Here is a 15,207-nt window from a genome sequence, read left to right as displayed (position 1 = left end):
CCGGAGTCCCTCCAACAAACGGTGCGCCTGTCACCCTGCCCAGTGCCCGTCGTCGTGATATTCCTCCTCCAGTCCGTGCGGAGTCTTCTCCCACTTGTGGGGGCTGGTGAGCATCTGCCATGCCGCCCGCCACGCCGCCACCGAGTGCAACACCCAGTAGAACGGGTTGAGCAGCGCAAAAATGGCGATCCGCCAACCGTGCCGGCGCCACGTTGCCAAGCCAGAAACGATGATCATCATGGCGTTGCCGAACAGCATGGAAACCACCCCGCCCACCAGCAACCATCCGGGGAGAACCAGCCCCACAATGTCGTAGCCGATGTAGGTGACCACCGTGAATCCCACCACCAGGGGATACGCCAGGAATGCCAAGGGGGTACCCAGGATCAGTCCCAGGAAGCCAACGGCGCCAGGTACCCCGGTCCTTTTGATGTAGCGCAGCGAGTTGCGGGTGTTCACGGCTGAAGTGATCATGTAGCCCTTGATCCACCGTGTCCTTTGCTTGATCCACGCCGGCACCTGGGAGCAGGCCTCCTCCCAGGTGGTGGAGTTGATGACGCCCACACGGTAACCCTCCACGGCAGCCCGCAGGCCAAGGTCCGCGTCCTCGGTGACGTTCCACGGGTCCCACGCGCCGACTTCCTTGAGCAGGGAGGTCACAAAGTGGTTGGAGGTCCCGCCCAAGGGCAGCGGAATGCCGGAATTGTCCAGCCCAGGGAGCATGGAATCGAACCAGTGGGTGTACTCGATGGTGAACATCCGGGTGAGCACGTTCTGGTCCGCGTTGAAGTAGTTCAAGGCAGCTTGGACACAGATCAGTGGCTTACGGTTCGGGTTGAGGTGCTTGCGCTCAAACTCGTCCTTCTTGAACGCGGCGATTGATGCCCTGAGCTGGCCCGGATCCGGGCGGTCCTCAGCGTCGTAGATCACCACGTACTCACCCCGGGCAAAGGTCAATCCGTAGTTGCAGGCCCTGGGCTTGGTTTGCGGATCACCCCGGGGAACGATCAGGATGCGCACGTATTCAGGAGGGCGGGAGGCCTTGGCAGCGGCGATTGTCTCTGCGTCGTCCTCTTCGAGAAGCACCAGGACATCCAGTTTGGACCGTGGATAGTCCAACTGGCCCAGGTTGGTCAGCAATTTATCGATGATGTTGGCTTCACGGAACACCGGAATCAGGATGGTGTACACGGGCAGGTCGGCATCGGGAACCCGGTCCTCCACCAGCGGAGGAAGTCCGCGTTTTGCGCGCTCCTTGTTCCTGGCCTTGCTCACCTGTGCTTCGTGGAACTGGTCGAAGGGCCAGCGAAGGCTGGCCACCGTTTTGAAGGCAATGCTGACCAGGAACACAATGTTGGCCGCGGCCAGGAGCACAATCACCGCGTACAGGGGCGCCACCACCAATGCCACCACTACCCCTGTGAGCAACACTGCGGGGAGGATCCGCTGCCACCTGACCAGGGCAGTCCGCGCTGATTCCCCCGGCCGTTCTTCAGCCAGTCTTTCGGCTGATTCATACAGCAGGTGCCGCCGGAAGGAGCGTTGGACGGACTGGTTGATGTCCCAGTCCGTGGTGGTTCGGAAGTAGACGTGGCTGGCACCGAAGATCTCCGCCGCTTCTTCGGCGATGGCCACCGTGGGTGCAACCGCCGTGGCTACGGTGAGCACCCCATCGTCCATTCGCCACGGCAGCCAGGTGGGCTCGCCGACGTCGTTGTAGCCCAAGGCTTCCATCAACGCGTCGTCCGCCGGTTCCGCCATCAGGTCAACCAAGGGAGCGTCCCAATGCTCGGCCAGAACTTCAAAGACACGACGCCGGTCCAGCCCGGCTTCCAGGATCAGGTGCTGTCCCAGCAGCCCGCCTTCGCTGGAGGCCCGGTCCAGGGCCCGCTGTAGTTGCTCCGGGGATACCAATCCCGCGGCCAACAGTGTTTGGCCGATCGACTGCCGGGCTGCCGGCGGATTGGCCAGATGGGAGAAGGGCGTCACTGGTTTGAGGACCTTTCATAGATCCGATGGGTGGGCGTCGAAAACACCACGGAGTAGCGGACGGTGAAGGAAGGATCTTTGGTGATGGCCCGGTACACCAGGTCCGTGGGCCCGGAATCCCTGGCCCCGGTGCCGGCTTCCACGTTCACGAAAACCCACTGCGCATATTTGGCGGGATCCTCCAGTGCGGGGCCAAAGAAATCACCGGAAGCGCGGTTGTAGATCTCGCTGAGCGGGATGCCCATGGTGGGAAGCACCGCGTTCCCCCTGGCGCTCTCATCCATCAGGATGCCGCCGGAGGTATAGTGCTGGTTGAGCCAGCGGGCGGCCGCTGTGGAGTTGGTGGTTGACTCGGCGGACATCCGCCCCTCGGCCAACACTGCGAGGCGGCCTTGCGGGTCCTGGGACCACCAGGCGTTCTGCATGACCAGGCCGGCCAGCAGCACGCCGGCCACCACTGGCCGCAGGCGTGCCGGCCGGGTGAATTCCTCCACCGCGAAAGCCGCAAGGACCGCAACCAACGGCAGCGCAGTGAGCGCGAACCTGTTGTTCCACCAGGTGGTGGGCAGCGAATGATCGTTGTTGATGGCGGTCTGGCCCAGGAAGAGGCTCAACAGCGCAAAGGCATAGGCGCTCCCGGTCACGGCCACCAGCAACGTACTGTTGGCGAAACCCCTGCGGAAGATCAGCACCGCAGCACCGCATGCCGCCAGCGCGAGGACCAGCACGCCGGAGGTCTCCAGCAACGACCAATGGAAAGTAGACAGCGTCAACCCCAGGTTGCCCTTGGTAGGCAACAGTCCGCCGTCGGTGATGTTCTTCTGCTGGGCGTACGCCGAGTACTGGCCGAACATGAACTCCAGCGGGTTGCCGTAAATAGCCCAGTTGTACGAAATCCACCACAGCACGGCGGCTGCCGGGATCATCACGTAGCCGCCCGCCATCACCAGTGCTTCCCGCCATTGACCGGTCCGCCGCTTGGCCACCACCAGCACCAACAAGGTGCCGGTCATCACCAGGGCCCAGCCCTCATACCGCGACAGCACCGCTGCCGCGGAGGGGATCCCGGCAAAAACGGCCAGCTCACCGGCACTCATACGACGCCGGCTGGTTGCCCAATGCGCCAGGCCCGCCATTCCGCCCACTATGCACATGATCAGCACAGGTTCGGTGAGCGCCGTCGTGTAGACATACAGCACCGCAGGATTCGCCAGCACCACCAAGGTGGTGGCCAGCCGCCCTGCCCGGCCCAGCCCAAGCCGCGCAGCAATCAGGTACAGGCCCGTGGCCGTTCCGGACAGCGCCAGGATGCCCAGCAGCCCGGCCGCCCACCCCGTGCTGAACAACCACATGTTCAGCACAAAGGGCGCCAGCAGCAGGTGGGGCATGGGCAGCCACACGGTCCCCAGCTGCTCGAAGCCCGGGGCCTTGCTGTCCAGGATGCGCCGTGCGATGGTCAGGTGGCTCTGCGCGTCCGAGTAATCCAGGTTGGTGCCGTGGCCGGTTGTGTACAGGCACGCCGCGTACCCCACCACTGCGGCCAGCACAGCGATGATCCTGGTTCCGGGAACCTTGCGGCCCGCCACCGGGGCACCCAGCCGCCCCCACCCCTTGGCCACCAGCGCCAGCGCCGCGGGGACGCGGGCCATGCGATGGGCGGCGGGGCGGGTGGCCAAGTCAGTTGCCATGGCGCGGCTGTGAGTCCTCAGCCCCAGTGGATGATGTGCCGGCGGAGGACGTCTCCGCTGCTTCCTGCTCAGCATCCACGTAGACGTGGGCTGCCCTGGCGCGGCGCCGCATCAACACAATCCGGGCCGCATAGGCGAGCCCCAGGACCAGGATGGCCCCACCGATCCACCAGGCGTAGGGACGGTAGTCATCAGTCACAGCCTTTTGCGGGACCACCACATTGCTTTCCAGCAGCACAGGAGTTCCGGAAGGTTGCGTGACCAGGAGGTTTCGGGAGAGCGAGGCCCATCCGCCTTCAACGCCACTCACGTGGGCCGTCAGGTTTGCCTGCAATGCCTGGCCGGCAGCAGCGTCAGTGTCCGGCGCCCACGCTCCCAGGAGCAGCAGGTTGCGGCCGCCCTGTTCGAACGCTTCCAGCACGCCATACGGTGCTGCCGTACCCACGCCATATTCGACGTCGTCCGGGGAGATGGTGCGGAACTCCGCCAACCGCAGGGGTGCCTTGAGCTTGTTGGCAACATCCGCAGTGGCGCCCACCACCAGGCCCGACTCGCTGGACCCGGCAAGGGCATCCACGCCCACCATCCGGGTATCCAACAGGGCGGCACTGTCGCGCTGCAGGGAAGCAACAATCGTAGCGGCGTTCACCGTGTTGGACTGCGCATCATTGTCGCCAAAAGCTACCGGAACGCTCTGCCCCAGGACCTGCGGGAAACGGGCAAAGCCTGCCTTGGCGGATTCGCCACGGGCAGCAGTCAGGACGCTTCCGGCCGTATCAAGGGTGACTTCCATGGGCATCACTCCGGCCGGTCCGGAGCAGTCCCCACCCGCGGGAAGGGCAGCAAGACGGATCCGCAGGCCATTCCTCGCCTGCAGCTGACCCGCCGGAACGTCCGCGTCAACGGAGAACGTATCCCCGCCATCCAGGTTTTTGGAGCTCAAGAGGTAATCGTTCCAGTACACGGACAGTTGCGCCTGCGCGTTGTCCGGAACCGCGGTGTGGGTTCCCTTGAGCTGCACCTTCACCGAGGAAACCGGGCCGCCGAACTGCGACTGGCTCACCCCCACATAGGATTCCGGGGTGCCATAGCCGGACAGCGTCAGCGTGCTGCTGCCCAGATCCTTGAGGCTCTGCACCAGCCCTGGAGCGCCCGGCAATGCCGAGGTCAGGCCGCTAACGCTGGCGGTGGCCGCGAGCGCGGTGTTGTCGCTGGCCAGTGCACGCGCCGCCGTGCGGAGCTGTTCATCGTGGCCGCTGAGGATCAGTTGCGGCAACCCCGCGGTGGAGGCAAGGGTGGTGCTGGTCTCGCCTTCCCCACGGGTGATGCTGAGGATCCGGCTGCCTGCCGGAAGGCCCGAGGCACGGGCCTGCAACTGGGCCTCCGGGACCACGCTGACGGCTGCCGAGGGGTACCGGTGGGACATGGCGGCCGCCGCTGCCATGACTGCTGCGGAGACGTCCGCTTGCGGATCGGAAGGCACGGGAAGAACGACGGCGGGAATGGTCGCCGGGAAGAACTCTCCCACTGTTGCGGGGGCCTTTGCGGTGCCGGTGAAATCCACGGCCAGATTGTTCAGCGTGGCGCTCGCGGTAGAGACAACGCACATGTTCTGCGTGGCCGGCACGAACTGGAGCCCCACATTCAGCTGCTGGCCTGCCGCTGTGCCGGTGGTGGTGGTGACGTCGTCGCTGGTGACTGCAGCATCAAGCGGAATGGTAGCCGCGGCCTTGGCCTCGAGCACCACCCGGCCGTTGATGGTGGCACGGATGGTGCCTTCAGCTTTGCCGGACAGCACAATGGTTCCCTTGACCCTGGTGGGTTCAAGGCCGGCGGTAACGGGGACGGCCACCATTTGCTCGGATTGGCCAGCCAGAGCTGACACGCTGGACGAGGAGACCACGGCGGATCCCTGAACGGGTGCCGGTGCGGCATTGGCCCCTGGCACGGCCGCCACCGTCAGAGCCAGGCTTGCGGCGCACGTAACAAGTAGTGCGGCAGCGTGGGATCGGTGGCGTTTTCGGGCAGGGGTCAATGGCACGGTGTCAGTCCTGAGTAACTAGCAGCGAATGAGTCAGTCGGCCGCTTTCAGGCCAACCTCATAGACACTGCCGTGTTGAACTCAAGAGGCATTGCTGCGTTTGCTCAAGATTCACTCAAGACTTCGCACCAAGCGCCACTGACCTGCGACGATGCCGTCCCGGTGCCCCGTCAGCCGATGGTCAGTTCGCCCATCCGGTCCCAATCACTGCCGTCCACCTGGCGGCTGATGATACGCGGGGTTTCCACCAAAGCCTGCGGCATGTCCTCCATGGCTTTCTTGAAGTGGGCGCTGTTCACATGGGCCTCGGCGGCATCATCCTGGAAGGCTTCCACCAAAACGAACTCGTTGGGGTCCTCCACGCTGCGCGACCAGTCGAACCACAGGTTGCCGGACTCTGCACGGGTGGACGCGGTGAAGTCTCCCACCAGGCCCATCCAGCGTTCCGACCATGCCGGCTTGACCTTGAATTTGACCACAATGAAGATCACGGCTGCTGCCTTTCGTTGAACTCGTAGGTCTGTTGACCCCAGACCCGTTCCATCCTGTCAGAGATCAACAACCGCTTTCTGCTTAAACGCCGACGGCGGCCCGCACCGTGAGGTGGGGACCGCCGTCGAGCGTGTGCTGTACCGTGTTCCGCCAGGCGGGGCGCTACGTCACTTGGACGTTCCCTGCGAGACGGAACCCTGCAACTGGCGTTGGAAGATCACGTAAACAATCAGCACTGGAATGACAGTGACACTGACCGCGGCAAACAACGCACCGTAGTCCACTGCGTAGCCCATCTGGCCGGCGAAAGCAGCGAGTTCCTGTGACAGAACCCGCGGACCGGCGGCGTTGATGGATACCGGGATAAGGAACTGGTTCCACAAACCCAGGAAGTTGAAGATGGCCACCGAGGCCAGCCCCGGCTTGGCCATGGGCAACATGACCTGGAAGAAGGTCCGCCACTCCCCCGCACCGTCAAGCGCAGCCGCCTCAGTGATTTCGTGCGGCAGCGACTTGAAGAAGGAGAACAGGAAGAACACGGTGAACGGAAGCGCGAATCCCACGTACACCAGGATGAGGCCGGGCAACGTGTTCAACAGGCCCATGTTCTTCAAGACGAAGAACAACGGCACCATGGCAAGGAAGATCGGGAACGTCAGTCCGGCCAGCATCAGGTAGTAGATGGCACGGCTGCCCGGGAAGGTGTACCTGGCCAGCACGTAGGCGCACATGGCACCGAGAACCATGACGATCACCAATGCCACCGCAACCACAATGATCGAGTTAAGGAAAGCGCTGCCAATACCGGCCTCGCTCCAGGCCTTGATGTAGTTGTCCAGCTTCCACTCGCCAGGCAAGGCAAACGGCGAGGCGAAGATCTCGCTGGATGTCTTGAAGGAGGACATGAAGGTCCACAGGAGCGGAAGGATGACAATGAGCGTCCAGATGGTCAGGGCTGTATGGGATACGGCCCCCACCACTTTGTCGCCCGGAGTGGTGGCCGGCGTCCGTGGCTGGAAGTGCAGTGACTTCATTTCCGGAGTTGAGACTTTGGTACTCATTACAGGCTCACATCCTTGTCGCCGCCGGTGAGCTTGTTGGCCAGGAACACCAGGCCGGAGAAGATCAACGTGGCTATTGCCAGGACCACACCCATGGCACTGGCCAGGCCGAACTGTCCCTTGCTGAAAGCAGTGAAGAACAGTTGCTGGGACATCACCAAGGTGGAGTTGTCCGGGCCGCCGCCCGAGTTGAGTGCAGCCATGTAAACGAACGCATCCAACGCCAGGATGCCCATGTAGATGTAGGCCGTCTGGATGTTGTCACGGATCAGGGGGATGGTGATGGAGACGGCGGTGCGGAAGCGGCCGGCGCCATCGATCCTGGCGGCCTCGAACAGCTCGGCCGGAATGCCCTTGATGCCTGCAACGAACAGGACCATGTAGAAGCCAACAAAGCCCCAGACAATCACGAACATGGTGGCCACCATGGCGGTGTTCTTGTCACCCAGCCATGCGAAGTCCTTGAACTGCTCCAGGCCCAGACCGGTCAGGAAGCCGTTGAGCAAACCACCGGAGGGATCGTAAATCTGCCCCCACATGATGCCGATTGCGACTGCGGGGATGGTGTATGGAAAGAAGGAGACCACGCGGTAAAAGCTTGAGTTGCGCAGCCCCTTGATCTGGCCTTTGCTGCTGCCACCAACGGTCACCAGTGATGCGAGCACCAGGCTGAGGATGATGGTGATGATCGGAAGGAAGATCACCAGGACGATGTTGTTCCCCATGGCCTTCATGAAGATGTCGTCCGTGAAGATCTTCACGTAGTTGTCCAGGCCAATGAAGTTCTGGTTCGGCGAGAAACCGGACCAGTCCGTCAGGGAGTACCCGAACGCCTGGATAAACGGCCAGATCACGAACAAGAGATAGATCGCCAGCGGCAGTCCGAGGAATACCGTGAAGAAACTGACCTTGTCCCACGTCAACGGCTTGCGCCGCCGCCTCACCAACTGCTGAGGTGGGGCCGCAGCCGGAACGACGGCGGCAGCACCGTCGTCGTTCCGGCCCTGCTGGGTTTCCACTGCGGTCACTTCACTTCGATCTTTTTAACCGAGCTGTCGTTGCGGACCTTGTCGGTGATGTTCTGCAGTGCGGACGTCAGGGTTGCCACGTCCGACTTTCCGTCCAGGAAGGTGTTCCAGACAACCAGCTGGTCCTTGTTGGTCCCGTAGAGATCAATGAAGTTCCAGGTGTAGATGTTCTCGCCGGCGTCGCTGAGCATCTTGGTCTGTGACACCAGCGCGGTGGAGCCGAAGCCGTCTGCAGGAACGGTGTCCTTGACGATCGTGGGAGCAAGCTTGGTCTTGGCGAAGTTGGTGGCTGCTTCCTTGGAGAGCATGGTGCGCAGCAGTTCCTTGCCACCGGCCACGTTCTTTCCCTGGGACGGGATGATGAACGGTTCGCCAGCTGCGCTGTGCAGTGCGGTCTGCGGCATCTTGGGGCTGGCGCTCACCGACGGCGCCGGGGCGCCCATCATGTTGAAGCCTGCCTTGGTCTGGTCCTTCATCTCGTTTTCGATCCAGGAACCGGACGGGTAGAACACGGCTTCCTGCGCATTGCTCCACTGGGCCTGCGCAGCCGTGAACTGCGTTCCCGAACCGCCCGGCTTGAAGAAGCCGGCCTTGACGATCTTGTCCAAGGCAGCAAACACCGACTGGATGGCCGGGTGGGACCAGCAATCAGCCTTGAGGTTCTCCAGCGCCAGGCGGACGTCATCCCCACCTTCCTTGATGGCGGAGGCGATGGCCAGTTCCTGGTAATAGGTTGCAGCTTCCTTGCCCCAGACAAAGAGGTACTTGCCCTTTGCCTTGGCTTGCTCGCCCAACGCATACATCTCATCCCACGTCTTGGGAACGGTCCAGCCGTTTTCCTTGAGCAGGGCATCGGAGTACCACACGGCGTAAACGGTCAGTACGTAGTTCAGGGCGGCGAGCTTGCCGTCAAAAGTGCCGGGAGCCAGTACGCCGGTGTACAGGGTGTCCTTGATGACCTTGCCCTCAAGGTTCTTGGCCTCCACAACGCTGTTGAGGTCCTCGAGCTGGGCAAGGATGGTGCTGAAACCGATTGACTTGGCGCCGGAGTTGTCGATCAGGTCCGGCGGGTTGCCACCGACGAAGCGCGGCTGCAGCTCCTGGGCAATGTCCGTGGACGGTGCAATCTTGGCGGTTGAACCCGAGTGGTTCTTTTCAAAAATCTTGCCTGCGAACTCGACGTAATCGATCCCGTAGCCACCCTTGAAGATGACGGCGTCCAAGGTGGCTTTGTCAGCCATGCCGAACGGGTTCGCGTCGGAGACTGTTCCGGTTGGACCGGCGTTGGTTCCCCCACCGCCACCTGCTGCACAGGAAGCGATTGAGCCTCCCATGGGAACAAGGACAGCTGCTGCGAGCGCTCCACGCAGGAATCCACGGCGACCAACGGACTGGTGCTGAACGTTCATTTCCAAACCCTCCAGTGACTCGTAATGTCGACTGTTGCGGCAAAACCGTTCAGTCAGACAGTCTGGGCCGGCACTCTGGCAGCACCAACCTTCTGTGACATAATTCACCACGAATGATTGAAAATCAATATTTCGCGGCAGTTTCAATCAACATTTGTCAAAGCGTGATCTGTAGAAGTGCTCTGCCGGGGCCTTCAAGAGCCCCTTGGGGCAGGTAGCCCCTCGCAGGCCTGAGGGCACCTCTTTCCTTGAATTCCCGGGGATTTTGGAGGGTAGTCCTATCGGAAATCCCGGGGTCTCGACGCCCCGGCCACCGTTCAGCACTGCTCACACCGTAACGATCAAAACGATCATCCGCTCATCACTTCGCTCACTAAGTCCCAGAGCCACTGGTTGGCAGCACTCCACTATCAATCTAGCCCCCTGTCAGCGCTGTGGGGAGGGCCGTTATCAGGGTGTTATTCGGACCGCTCATACGTCAGCCGGGCCCAGCCAAGCTGCTCCTGCTGCTTACGGCTGAGGGTGGCCACCACCAGGTCATAGGAATCCTCCACCATGTCCCGGATCATCCCATCGGGCAGGTTCCCATCCAGGCGGACGCCGTTCCAATGGGTCTTGTTCATGTGCCAGGCCCCGGTGATTTCGGGGTGGGCGGCCCGGAGTTGCTCGGCCAATGCGGGCTCACACTTCAGGCTCACGGACCAGTTCTCAGGATTCATGGCTGACATGGCAAACATTTTGGCTTCATGCCGGGCGCCGCCGGATACGGCCGCGCGGACCTTGAACACGGACGTCTCGGGGCCGAAGGGGAAGTCCTCGAATGATCCCGGGAAGGACAGGCAGATCTGGCGGAGGAGGGAAGCATCCATGAGGTGAGCCTACCGGCGTGCTGAAGCCCGGGCTACGCCTCGGAGACTCCCAGGAAGTCTTCCAAAAGCACTACCTCCAGGCCTGCCGCCAACTGCGCAGCGCGGAACGCCGCCAGGTCCGCCGCAAACTCGGCCCGGAAATGCATGAGCACAATGTCTCCGGGCCGCAACGAGTTCCCCACCTGGTAGTCCATTTTTCCGGCATTGGCCTTGGCTTCCCACGTGACGATCGCTTTGAGCCCTGCGGCTGCCACAGCCTGGCGCATCACCGTGGAGTAAGCGCCTCCTGGAGGACGGAACAGCGCGGGACGGCGGCCGTACTGCTGGAAGGCGTACTCCTGCATGCCCGCGATGTCGTTGAGCTGCTGTTGGTAACCCCACTGCCGGACCATGTTGATGTTGTGGCTCACCGTGTGGTTCTCCACCAGGCTGCCTTGGGCATGGAATGCCTTGAAGAACCCGGGATTGTCCGCGATGGTGTCCTTGGTGAGGAACAGTGAAGCCGGATAGTCGTACTCCGTCATCAGTTTCACCGATTCCGGCGTTTTGATGTTGCCGTCATCAATGGTCAGGAACACCACCGGGTGTTGGGTGGGAATCCTGGTGATCACGGGGGCCAGGCCACCTACGACCGGCGGCAATTGGTAATCCGGAACGAACGTCCTGCGGATGCGCTTGGTCGGGACCGGCGCCGCTGTGGGGGTGGGCGTGGGAGCGGCTGAAGCCGGGTACCCGGATGACGTTTCAGCGGGACCCGGCGTCAGCGCCGACGTCGCACCTTCATCCCCCGCAGCGGCGGTACAGCCGCTCAGGCCCAGCACCGCCGAGGCTCCCAGGAACGTGATGGCAGCCCGTCTGTTGGGCGTGGAAAAAGGCGTTGCTGAATGATCGCCAAACATGGCTGTCCCCCGGGCTGAAAAGTTGAGTCAGCAGAAATCTAGCAGAGGAACATGACTGGAAATCACAGGCCGTAATGCCAGCCTTCACGCGCCGGGCAGGAGTTCACTACCACTTCCAGCCCAGCATCCTTGGCCCGTTGCGTGGCGGCTTCATCGAAGACTCCCAATTGCAGCCACACGGCCTTGGCGCCGATCGCAATGGCCTGGTCAATTACCGATCCCACCAATTGCGAGTTCACAAAGCAGTCCACGACGGCGATCGGGTGACGGTCCGCGGGAATGTCGCCCAGGGTTTTGTAGCCCGTCTCACCGTGAACGTCCTCCCCTTTGAGGTTTACGGGGATGATGTCCATGCCCATTTTGTCCCGGACATAGAGCGAGACGTCGTACGCCGAGCGCCATTCGTTGGTGCTCAGGCCCACAATGGCCCAAGTACCTTTGGTTCGCATCAACCGTTCGATGACGGCGGGATCATTGACGTGATTCATTCCCCCAGCCTACCCACGGGTTGGATTCCGGGGGCGCTGCTCATAGGGGCGGGCGCTACTTACCTTGGCGGGGGCGCTTGTCCGGCTGAGGTACCTTTCCGGAATCTTTGCCTTGCTGCCGCGCTCCGTCATTCACGGCCGGCGGCGCAATGGTTGCGATCCTGGCCGCAGGCTTTTTGGCGTCGGAACTTGCTGGGCCGGCGCTGTTTCCCGGTTTGGCTTTGGGTGCCTTGGCGTTGCCTTGGCTGGGTTGTCTGGAACGAGCCTGTCCTGAATCAGCTTGTCCTGAACCTGCCTGACCAGAACCTGCCTGACCAGACCCACCCTTTCCGGAGTTGGGGGCCGCGGGCTGCTGCGGAGCACGCAAGGGGATCTGCGGCGGGGTTGCCTGCGGGGCTGGCGCCGAACCCTGGGCGGGCGAGGGCAGCATGTCCTGCGTCTGGGCCGGGGCTGGGGCCTGGGCTGCCGGTGGTTGGGGCTGCGTCGGATTTGGCTGAGGCTGCGGGGTGGTTGGCTGGGAGGTCGCCGACTGGCCAGGCACGGCGGCTGCCTGGGCAGCGGTATCCGACGCGGGCCCAACCGCAGCCAGTGCCTGGGCGGAGGGCACCGACGCGGGTCCGGACCTCTGCGCCGGGGAAGTACTGGCCTTCGGAGCGCCGGAGACAGGCAGGGCCGAAGCAGCTGCCGGGGTGTGGGGCACAGCCATGGTGAAGATCTGGTGAATGAACGAGTGGTTGTGGTTGGGACCGGAGCCGGAAGCTGCCACGCCGCTGACGCCCAGACCCATGGCGGCCACTACGGCAACACCAATCACGGCCGTGCGGTGCTTTCGACGCCAACGCCGCTTGCTGACCTCGTCGTGGGGTCCATTGATCATGGCAAGGAGTTCGGGGCCGGGTTCAGGTGCGGGCAGGCTGCCCAGCGCCTCAAAAGACTGCAGTGCCTGACGGAGATCGGATGCGCCGGACAGCCCGGCATCGAGCAACACCTCATCCACCACAGGGGTGGGTTCTTGATGGTCGTCTTTGTGCGTCATGGCACCACGTACTCCTTTACTGCCGAATGCCCACGGAGAGTCACAAGAGCCCGACGTTGCAGTTGCTTGACCGCACCGGCGGACTTCCCCATGATGTGTGCCACCTGCTCAACAGTCAGTCCCGCCACTATGCGCAGTGACAAAACCTCCCGCTGTTCCTCGCCGAGGTGTTCCAGCAACGCCATAACCTCTGATGGCGCCAGCCTGACCAACGCTTCGGTTTCAGCCGAGTTCGATTCGCGCGTATCCCGCTCGGGTTCAAACTCCTGCTGTTCCGGCGCGCGGTCCTTCCTCCGGTGCTCGTCCACCATGCGTGCGTGCGCCACCGAGAAAATGAAGGTCCTCAGCCCGTTCACGCCACCGGCCAGATCATCCAAGCGGGGCAGCACCGCCAAGAACACGTCCTGCGTGATCGCCTCGGGGTCGGGAACCCCTTTTGCGGTGAGGTAGCCAAGAACCTGGCCCGCAAAGGCCCGGTAGACGGCACTGAACAGTTCCGCGTTATTGCCCTTGAGCGCATCAAGCGCGTCGTCGGTCAATGCGTCGGTCACAGGATTGAGGCTTTCGATCGGCGGCAGGTCCGTGGTTTAAACCGGGTCTCCCGCCATCAGCGACGGACAACCTCACCAAGAGTAACTGCTTAACCGGATCAGCCACAGGAAGACCTGCCTGCAGTGAAGCGTCCCCAAAGAGACCTGCAGTGAAGCGTCCCCAAAGAGAGAAGAGCCGAGCTGGAACATGATGGGGGACAAATTCCAGCTCGGCCCTTTCAAAGACGTAATCGTCCGGGCACGCCAAAGGGTTACGCGTGGGTAGAAACTTTTTTCAGCCGCTCCACCAGGCGGGTGGGGGCGGCGCCTTCGATTGGTAGGTGTGGCCGGTAGGTGTCCTGAGATCCAGGGTGTGCCTGCTCCCCGGGACGGTGGTGGTGGTGCTCCTCCACCCGGGGTTTTCCTTGGTGTGGTTGCACGCTTCGCAGAGCCCGGCTCCGTTGGCCAGGGTGGTGGGTCCGCCGGAGTGCCACGGGGTGATGTGGTCTATGTGGCGGATGGGCGCGTCGCAGTACGGCGTGCGGCAGGTTTGATCGCGAGTTTCGATGAAAGCCCGTAGCCGTGGCGGGAAGAGCCGGGCTGTGGAGTCCGTGGCGAGTAGCTCACCGCTGCCGGGGGCCGAGTAGAGCCGCCGGACCCAGACCGTGAACTCGTCCAGTCCAGTCTGGTTTCCGATGGGCTCTTGGCGGAAACGGCCCCTGCTGGCGTCCGGGCGGGAGTGGAGGAGTTCGCGGGCCCATGCTGCGGGGACCACTCCGTAGCCGCTCAGTTGTGCGGGTTCGGCATGGCCTGCCAACAGGGTGCGATCGGTCATGAGGAGGTTGAGGTGGACTCCGGCGATCCCGCCGGGGGTTCCGGTGAGACGTTCGGTGAGGGTGTCGGCCATGACCTGGCCGCGGGTGCGGGAATCCCCGGCTGATTGGGCCGTTCCTGCCGCGCGGGTCAGCGCGGCGTACGCTGCAACCCCTTGGGCGACGGGGAGCAGCGCGGTCAGGTAGGTCATGGTGTCCGGTGCCGGACGCAGGCTGACGGTCCGTTCGGTAGCAGCATGCGCGGCGCGTTGCGTGACCGAGCGTGGATCCCGGCGGTAGGCGGCGGCCTTCGCTGCGGCGATGATGGCTTTGTCCCCCGCGCCGTTGAAGGCTCCGGTGTCCGCGGCGAGTTCTTCATCCACGGCGGCGCGGTCCTCAACGGACAGGCAGGCTGTCTCCTTAACCAGAAGTGTGGCCCGCCATTCGTTGAGGTTCCCATTGGTAAGCGCGGCCATGGTGCGGGGCATCTCGGTGACCAGCGCTTTGGCAAGGCCCAGCAGCCGGGATCCCCGGTTGGGCGATTCGCGCCGGGCCAATGCCACTTGGGCACCCACCCCGGAGCCTTGCGAGGCCGCGGGGAGACCGGCCGCGGCCTGCTCCTGGCGATGAGCGAGATCGAAAGCCACAGCGATCCTTGCCTGCAACGCTGCAATGGCCGACTTCATGTCCTCCAACACCCGCAACTGATCAATCAAATCCCGACTGATCAAATCCCGACTGATGGATCCTGATGAAGTGGGGGCCAGGCTACCGGCAGCCCTAGGCGCAGAAGCCACTGCCTCTGCCTTTGGCTCTGCTTGCCCACCCCGTATCTGCTCCATACCCACACCCTGCCAACACCCAC

The 15,207-nt window shown here is 63.0% G+C and carries 13 protein-coding genes; all 13 read right to left on the bottom strand.

Features of this window, described 5'->3' with window-relative positions:
- Nucleotides 1-30 precede the first annotated feature (30 nt).
- Nucleotides 31-1,989 carry a glycosyltransferase gene (locus JOE60_RS02680; RefSeq protein ID WP_314324899.1) on the bottom strand — a complete coding sequence of 653 codons (1,959 nt, stop codon included), beginning with the start codon at nucleotides 1,987-1,989 and terminating at the stop codon, nucleotides 31-33.
- The gene (locus tag JOE60_RS02675) at nucleotides 1,986-3,677 is read right to left on the bottom strand and encodes an ArnT family glycosyltransferase (RefSeq protein WP_167265169.1); all 1,692 of its coding nucleotides are present in this window, start codon (nucleotides 3,675-3,677) and stop codon (nucleotides 1,986-1,988) included. The genes JOE60_RS02680 and JOE60_RS02675 overlap by 4 nt, the downstream gene beginning before the upstream one ends.
- Nucleotides 3,667-5,625, bottom strand: a complete 1,959-nt coding sequence (locus JOE60_RS02670) for a cellulose biosynthesis cyclic di-GMP-binding regulatory protein BcsB (protein ID WP_204814817.1) — start codon at nucleotides 5,623-5,625, stop codon at nucleotides 3,667-3,669. The genes JOE60_RS02675 and JOE60_RS02670 overlap by 11 nt, the downstream gene beginning before the upstream one ends.
- Nucleotides 5,626-5,888: 263 nt before the next feature.
- The gene (locus JOE60_RS02665; protein ID WP_167265170.1) at nucleotides 5,889-6,209 is read right to left on the bottom strand and encodes an antibiotic biosynthesis monooxygenase; all 321 of its coding nucleotides are present in this window, start codon (nucleotides 6,207-6,209) and stop codon (nucleotides 5,889-5,891) included.
- Nucleotides 6,210-6,377: 168 nt separating this feature from the next.
- A complete protein-coding gene (locus tag JOE60_RS02660) occupies nucleotides 6,378-7,271 on the bottom strand; it encodes a carbohydrate ABC transporter permease (RefSeq protein ID WP_167265171.1) in 894 nt (297 codons plus the stop codon).
- Nucleotides 7,271-8,299, bottom strand: coding sequence for a carbohydrate ABC transporter permease (locus tag JOE60_RS02655; RefSeq protein WP_204814816.1), 1,029 nt, complete (start codon nucleotides 8,297-8,299; stop codon nucleotides 7,271-7,273). Before JOE60_RS02655 ends, JOE60_RS02660 begins: the two co-directional genes overlap by 1 nt.
- A complete protein-coding gene (ngcE, locus tag JOE60_RS02650) occupies nucleotides 8,296-9,708 on the bottom strand; it encodes an N-acetylglucosamine/diacetylchitobiose ABC transporter substrate-binding protein (RefSeq protein WP_167265172.1) in 1,413 nt (470 codons plus the stop codon). Before ngcE ends, JOE60_RS02655 begins: the two co-directional genes overlap by 4 nt.
- 458 nt (nucleotides 9,709-10,166) lie before the next feature.
- Nucleotides 10,167-10,577, bottom strand: coding sequence for an MmcQ/YjbR family DNA-binding protein (locus JOE60_RS02645; RefSeq protein WP_167265173.1), 411 nt, complete (start codon nucleotides 10,575-10,577; stop codon nucleotides 10,167-10,169).
- A gap of 32 nt (nucleotides 10,578-10,609) precedes the next feature.
- A complete protein-coding gene (locus JOE60_RS02640; RefSeq protein ID WP_167265175.1) occupies nucleotides 10,610-11,476 on the bottom strand; it encodes a polysaccharide deacetylase family protein in 867 nt (288 codons plus the stop codon).
- A 62-nt stretch (nucleotides 11,477-11,538) separates the two neighbouring features.
- Nucleotides 11,539-11,964 carry a CoA-binding protein gene (locus tag JOE60_RS02635; protein ID WP_167265177.1) on the bottom strand — a complete coding sequence of 142 codons (426 nt, stop codon included), beginning with the start codon at nucleotides 11,962-11,964 and terminating at the stop codon, nucleotides 11,539-11,541.
- 55 nt (nucleotides 11,965-12,019) lie between these two features.
- The gene (locus JOE60_RS02630) at nucleotides 12,020-13,000 is read right to left on the bottom strand and encodes a hypothetical protein (protein WP_167265179.1); all 981 of its coding nucleotides are present in this window, start codon (nucleotides 12,998-13,000) and stop codon (nucleotides 12,020-12,022) included.
- Complete coding sequence (locus JOE60_RS02625) at nucleotides 12,997-13,551, bottom strand: sigma-70 family RNA polymerase sigma factor (RefSeq protein WP_167265181.1); 555 nt, start codon at nucleotides 13,549-13,551, stop codon at nucleotides 12,997-12,999. The genes JOE60_RS02630 and JOE60_RS02625 overlap by 4 nt, the downstream gene beginning before the upstream one ends.
- 274 nt (nucleotides 13,552-13,825) lie before the next feature.
- Nucleotides 13,826-15,184 carry an HNH endonuclease gene (locus JOE60_RS02620; RefSeq protein WP_167265183.1) on the bottom strand — a complete coding sequence of 453 codons (1,359 nt, stop codon included), beginning with the start codon at nucleotides 15,182-15,184 and terminating at the stop codon, nucleotides 13,826-13,828.
- Nucleotides 15,185-15,207 lie beyond the last annotated feature (23 nt).

It is taken from the genome of Paenarthrobacter ilicis, from assembly GCF_016907545.1.
In the GTDB taxonomy this organism is placed as follows: Bacteria; Actinomycetota; Actinomycetes; order Actinomycetales; family Micrococcaceae; genus Arthrobacter; species Arthrobacter ilicis.
Note: the sequence above shows the minus strand (reverse complement) of the source record. Positions and strands in the feature narration are given on the sequence as shown.

Coding starts and splice junctions, on each gene's coding strand:
- JOE60_RS02675 (WP_167265169.1), bottom strand. CDS start 3,677: ATGGCAACTGACTTGGCCACCCGCCCCGCCGCCCATCGCATGGCCCGC.
- JOE60_RS02660 (WP_167265171.1), bottom strand. CDS start 7,271: ATGAGTACCAAAGTCTCAACTCCGGAAATGAAGTCACTGCACTTCCAG.
- ngcE (WP_167265172.1), bottom strand. CDS start 9,708: ATGAACGTTCAGCACCAGTCCGTTGGTCGCCGTGGATTCCTGCGTGGA.
- JOE60_RS02645 (WP_167265173.1), bottom strand. CDS start 10,577: ATGGATGCTTCCCTCCTCCGCCAGATCTGCCTGTCCTTCCCGGGATCA.
- JOE60_RS02640 (WP_167265175.1), bottom strand. CDS start 11,476: ATGTTTGGCGATCATTCAGCAACGCCTTTTTCCACGCCCAACAGACGG.
- JOE60_RS02635 (WP_167265177.1), bottom strand. CDS start 11,964: ATGAATCACGTCAATGATCCCGCCGTCATCGAACGGTTGATGCGAACC.
- JOE60_RS02630 (WP_167265179.1), bottom strand. CDS start 13,000: ATGACGCACAAAGACGACCATCAAGAACCCACCCCTGTGGTGGATGAG.
- JOE60_RS02620 (WP_167265183.1), bottom strand. CDS start 15,184: ATGGAGCAGATACGGGGTGGGCAAGCAGAGCCAAAGGCAGAGGCAGTG.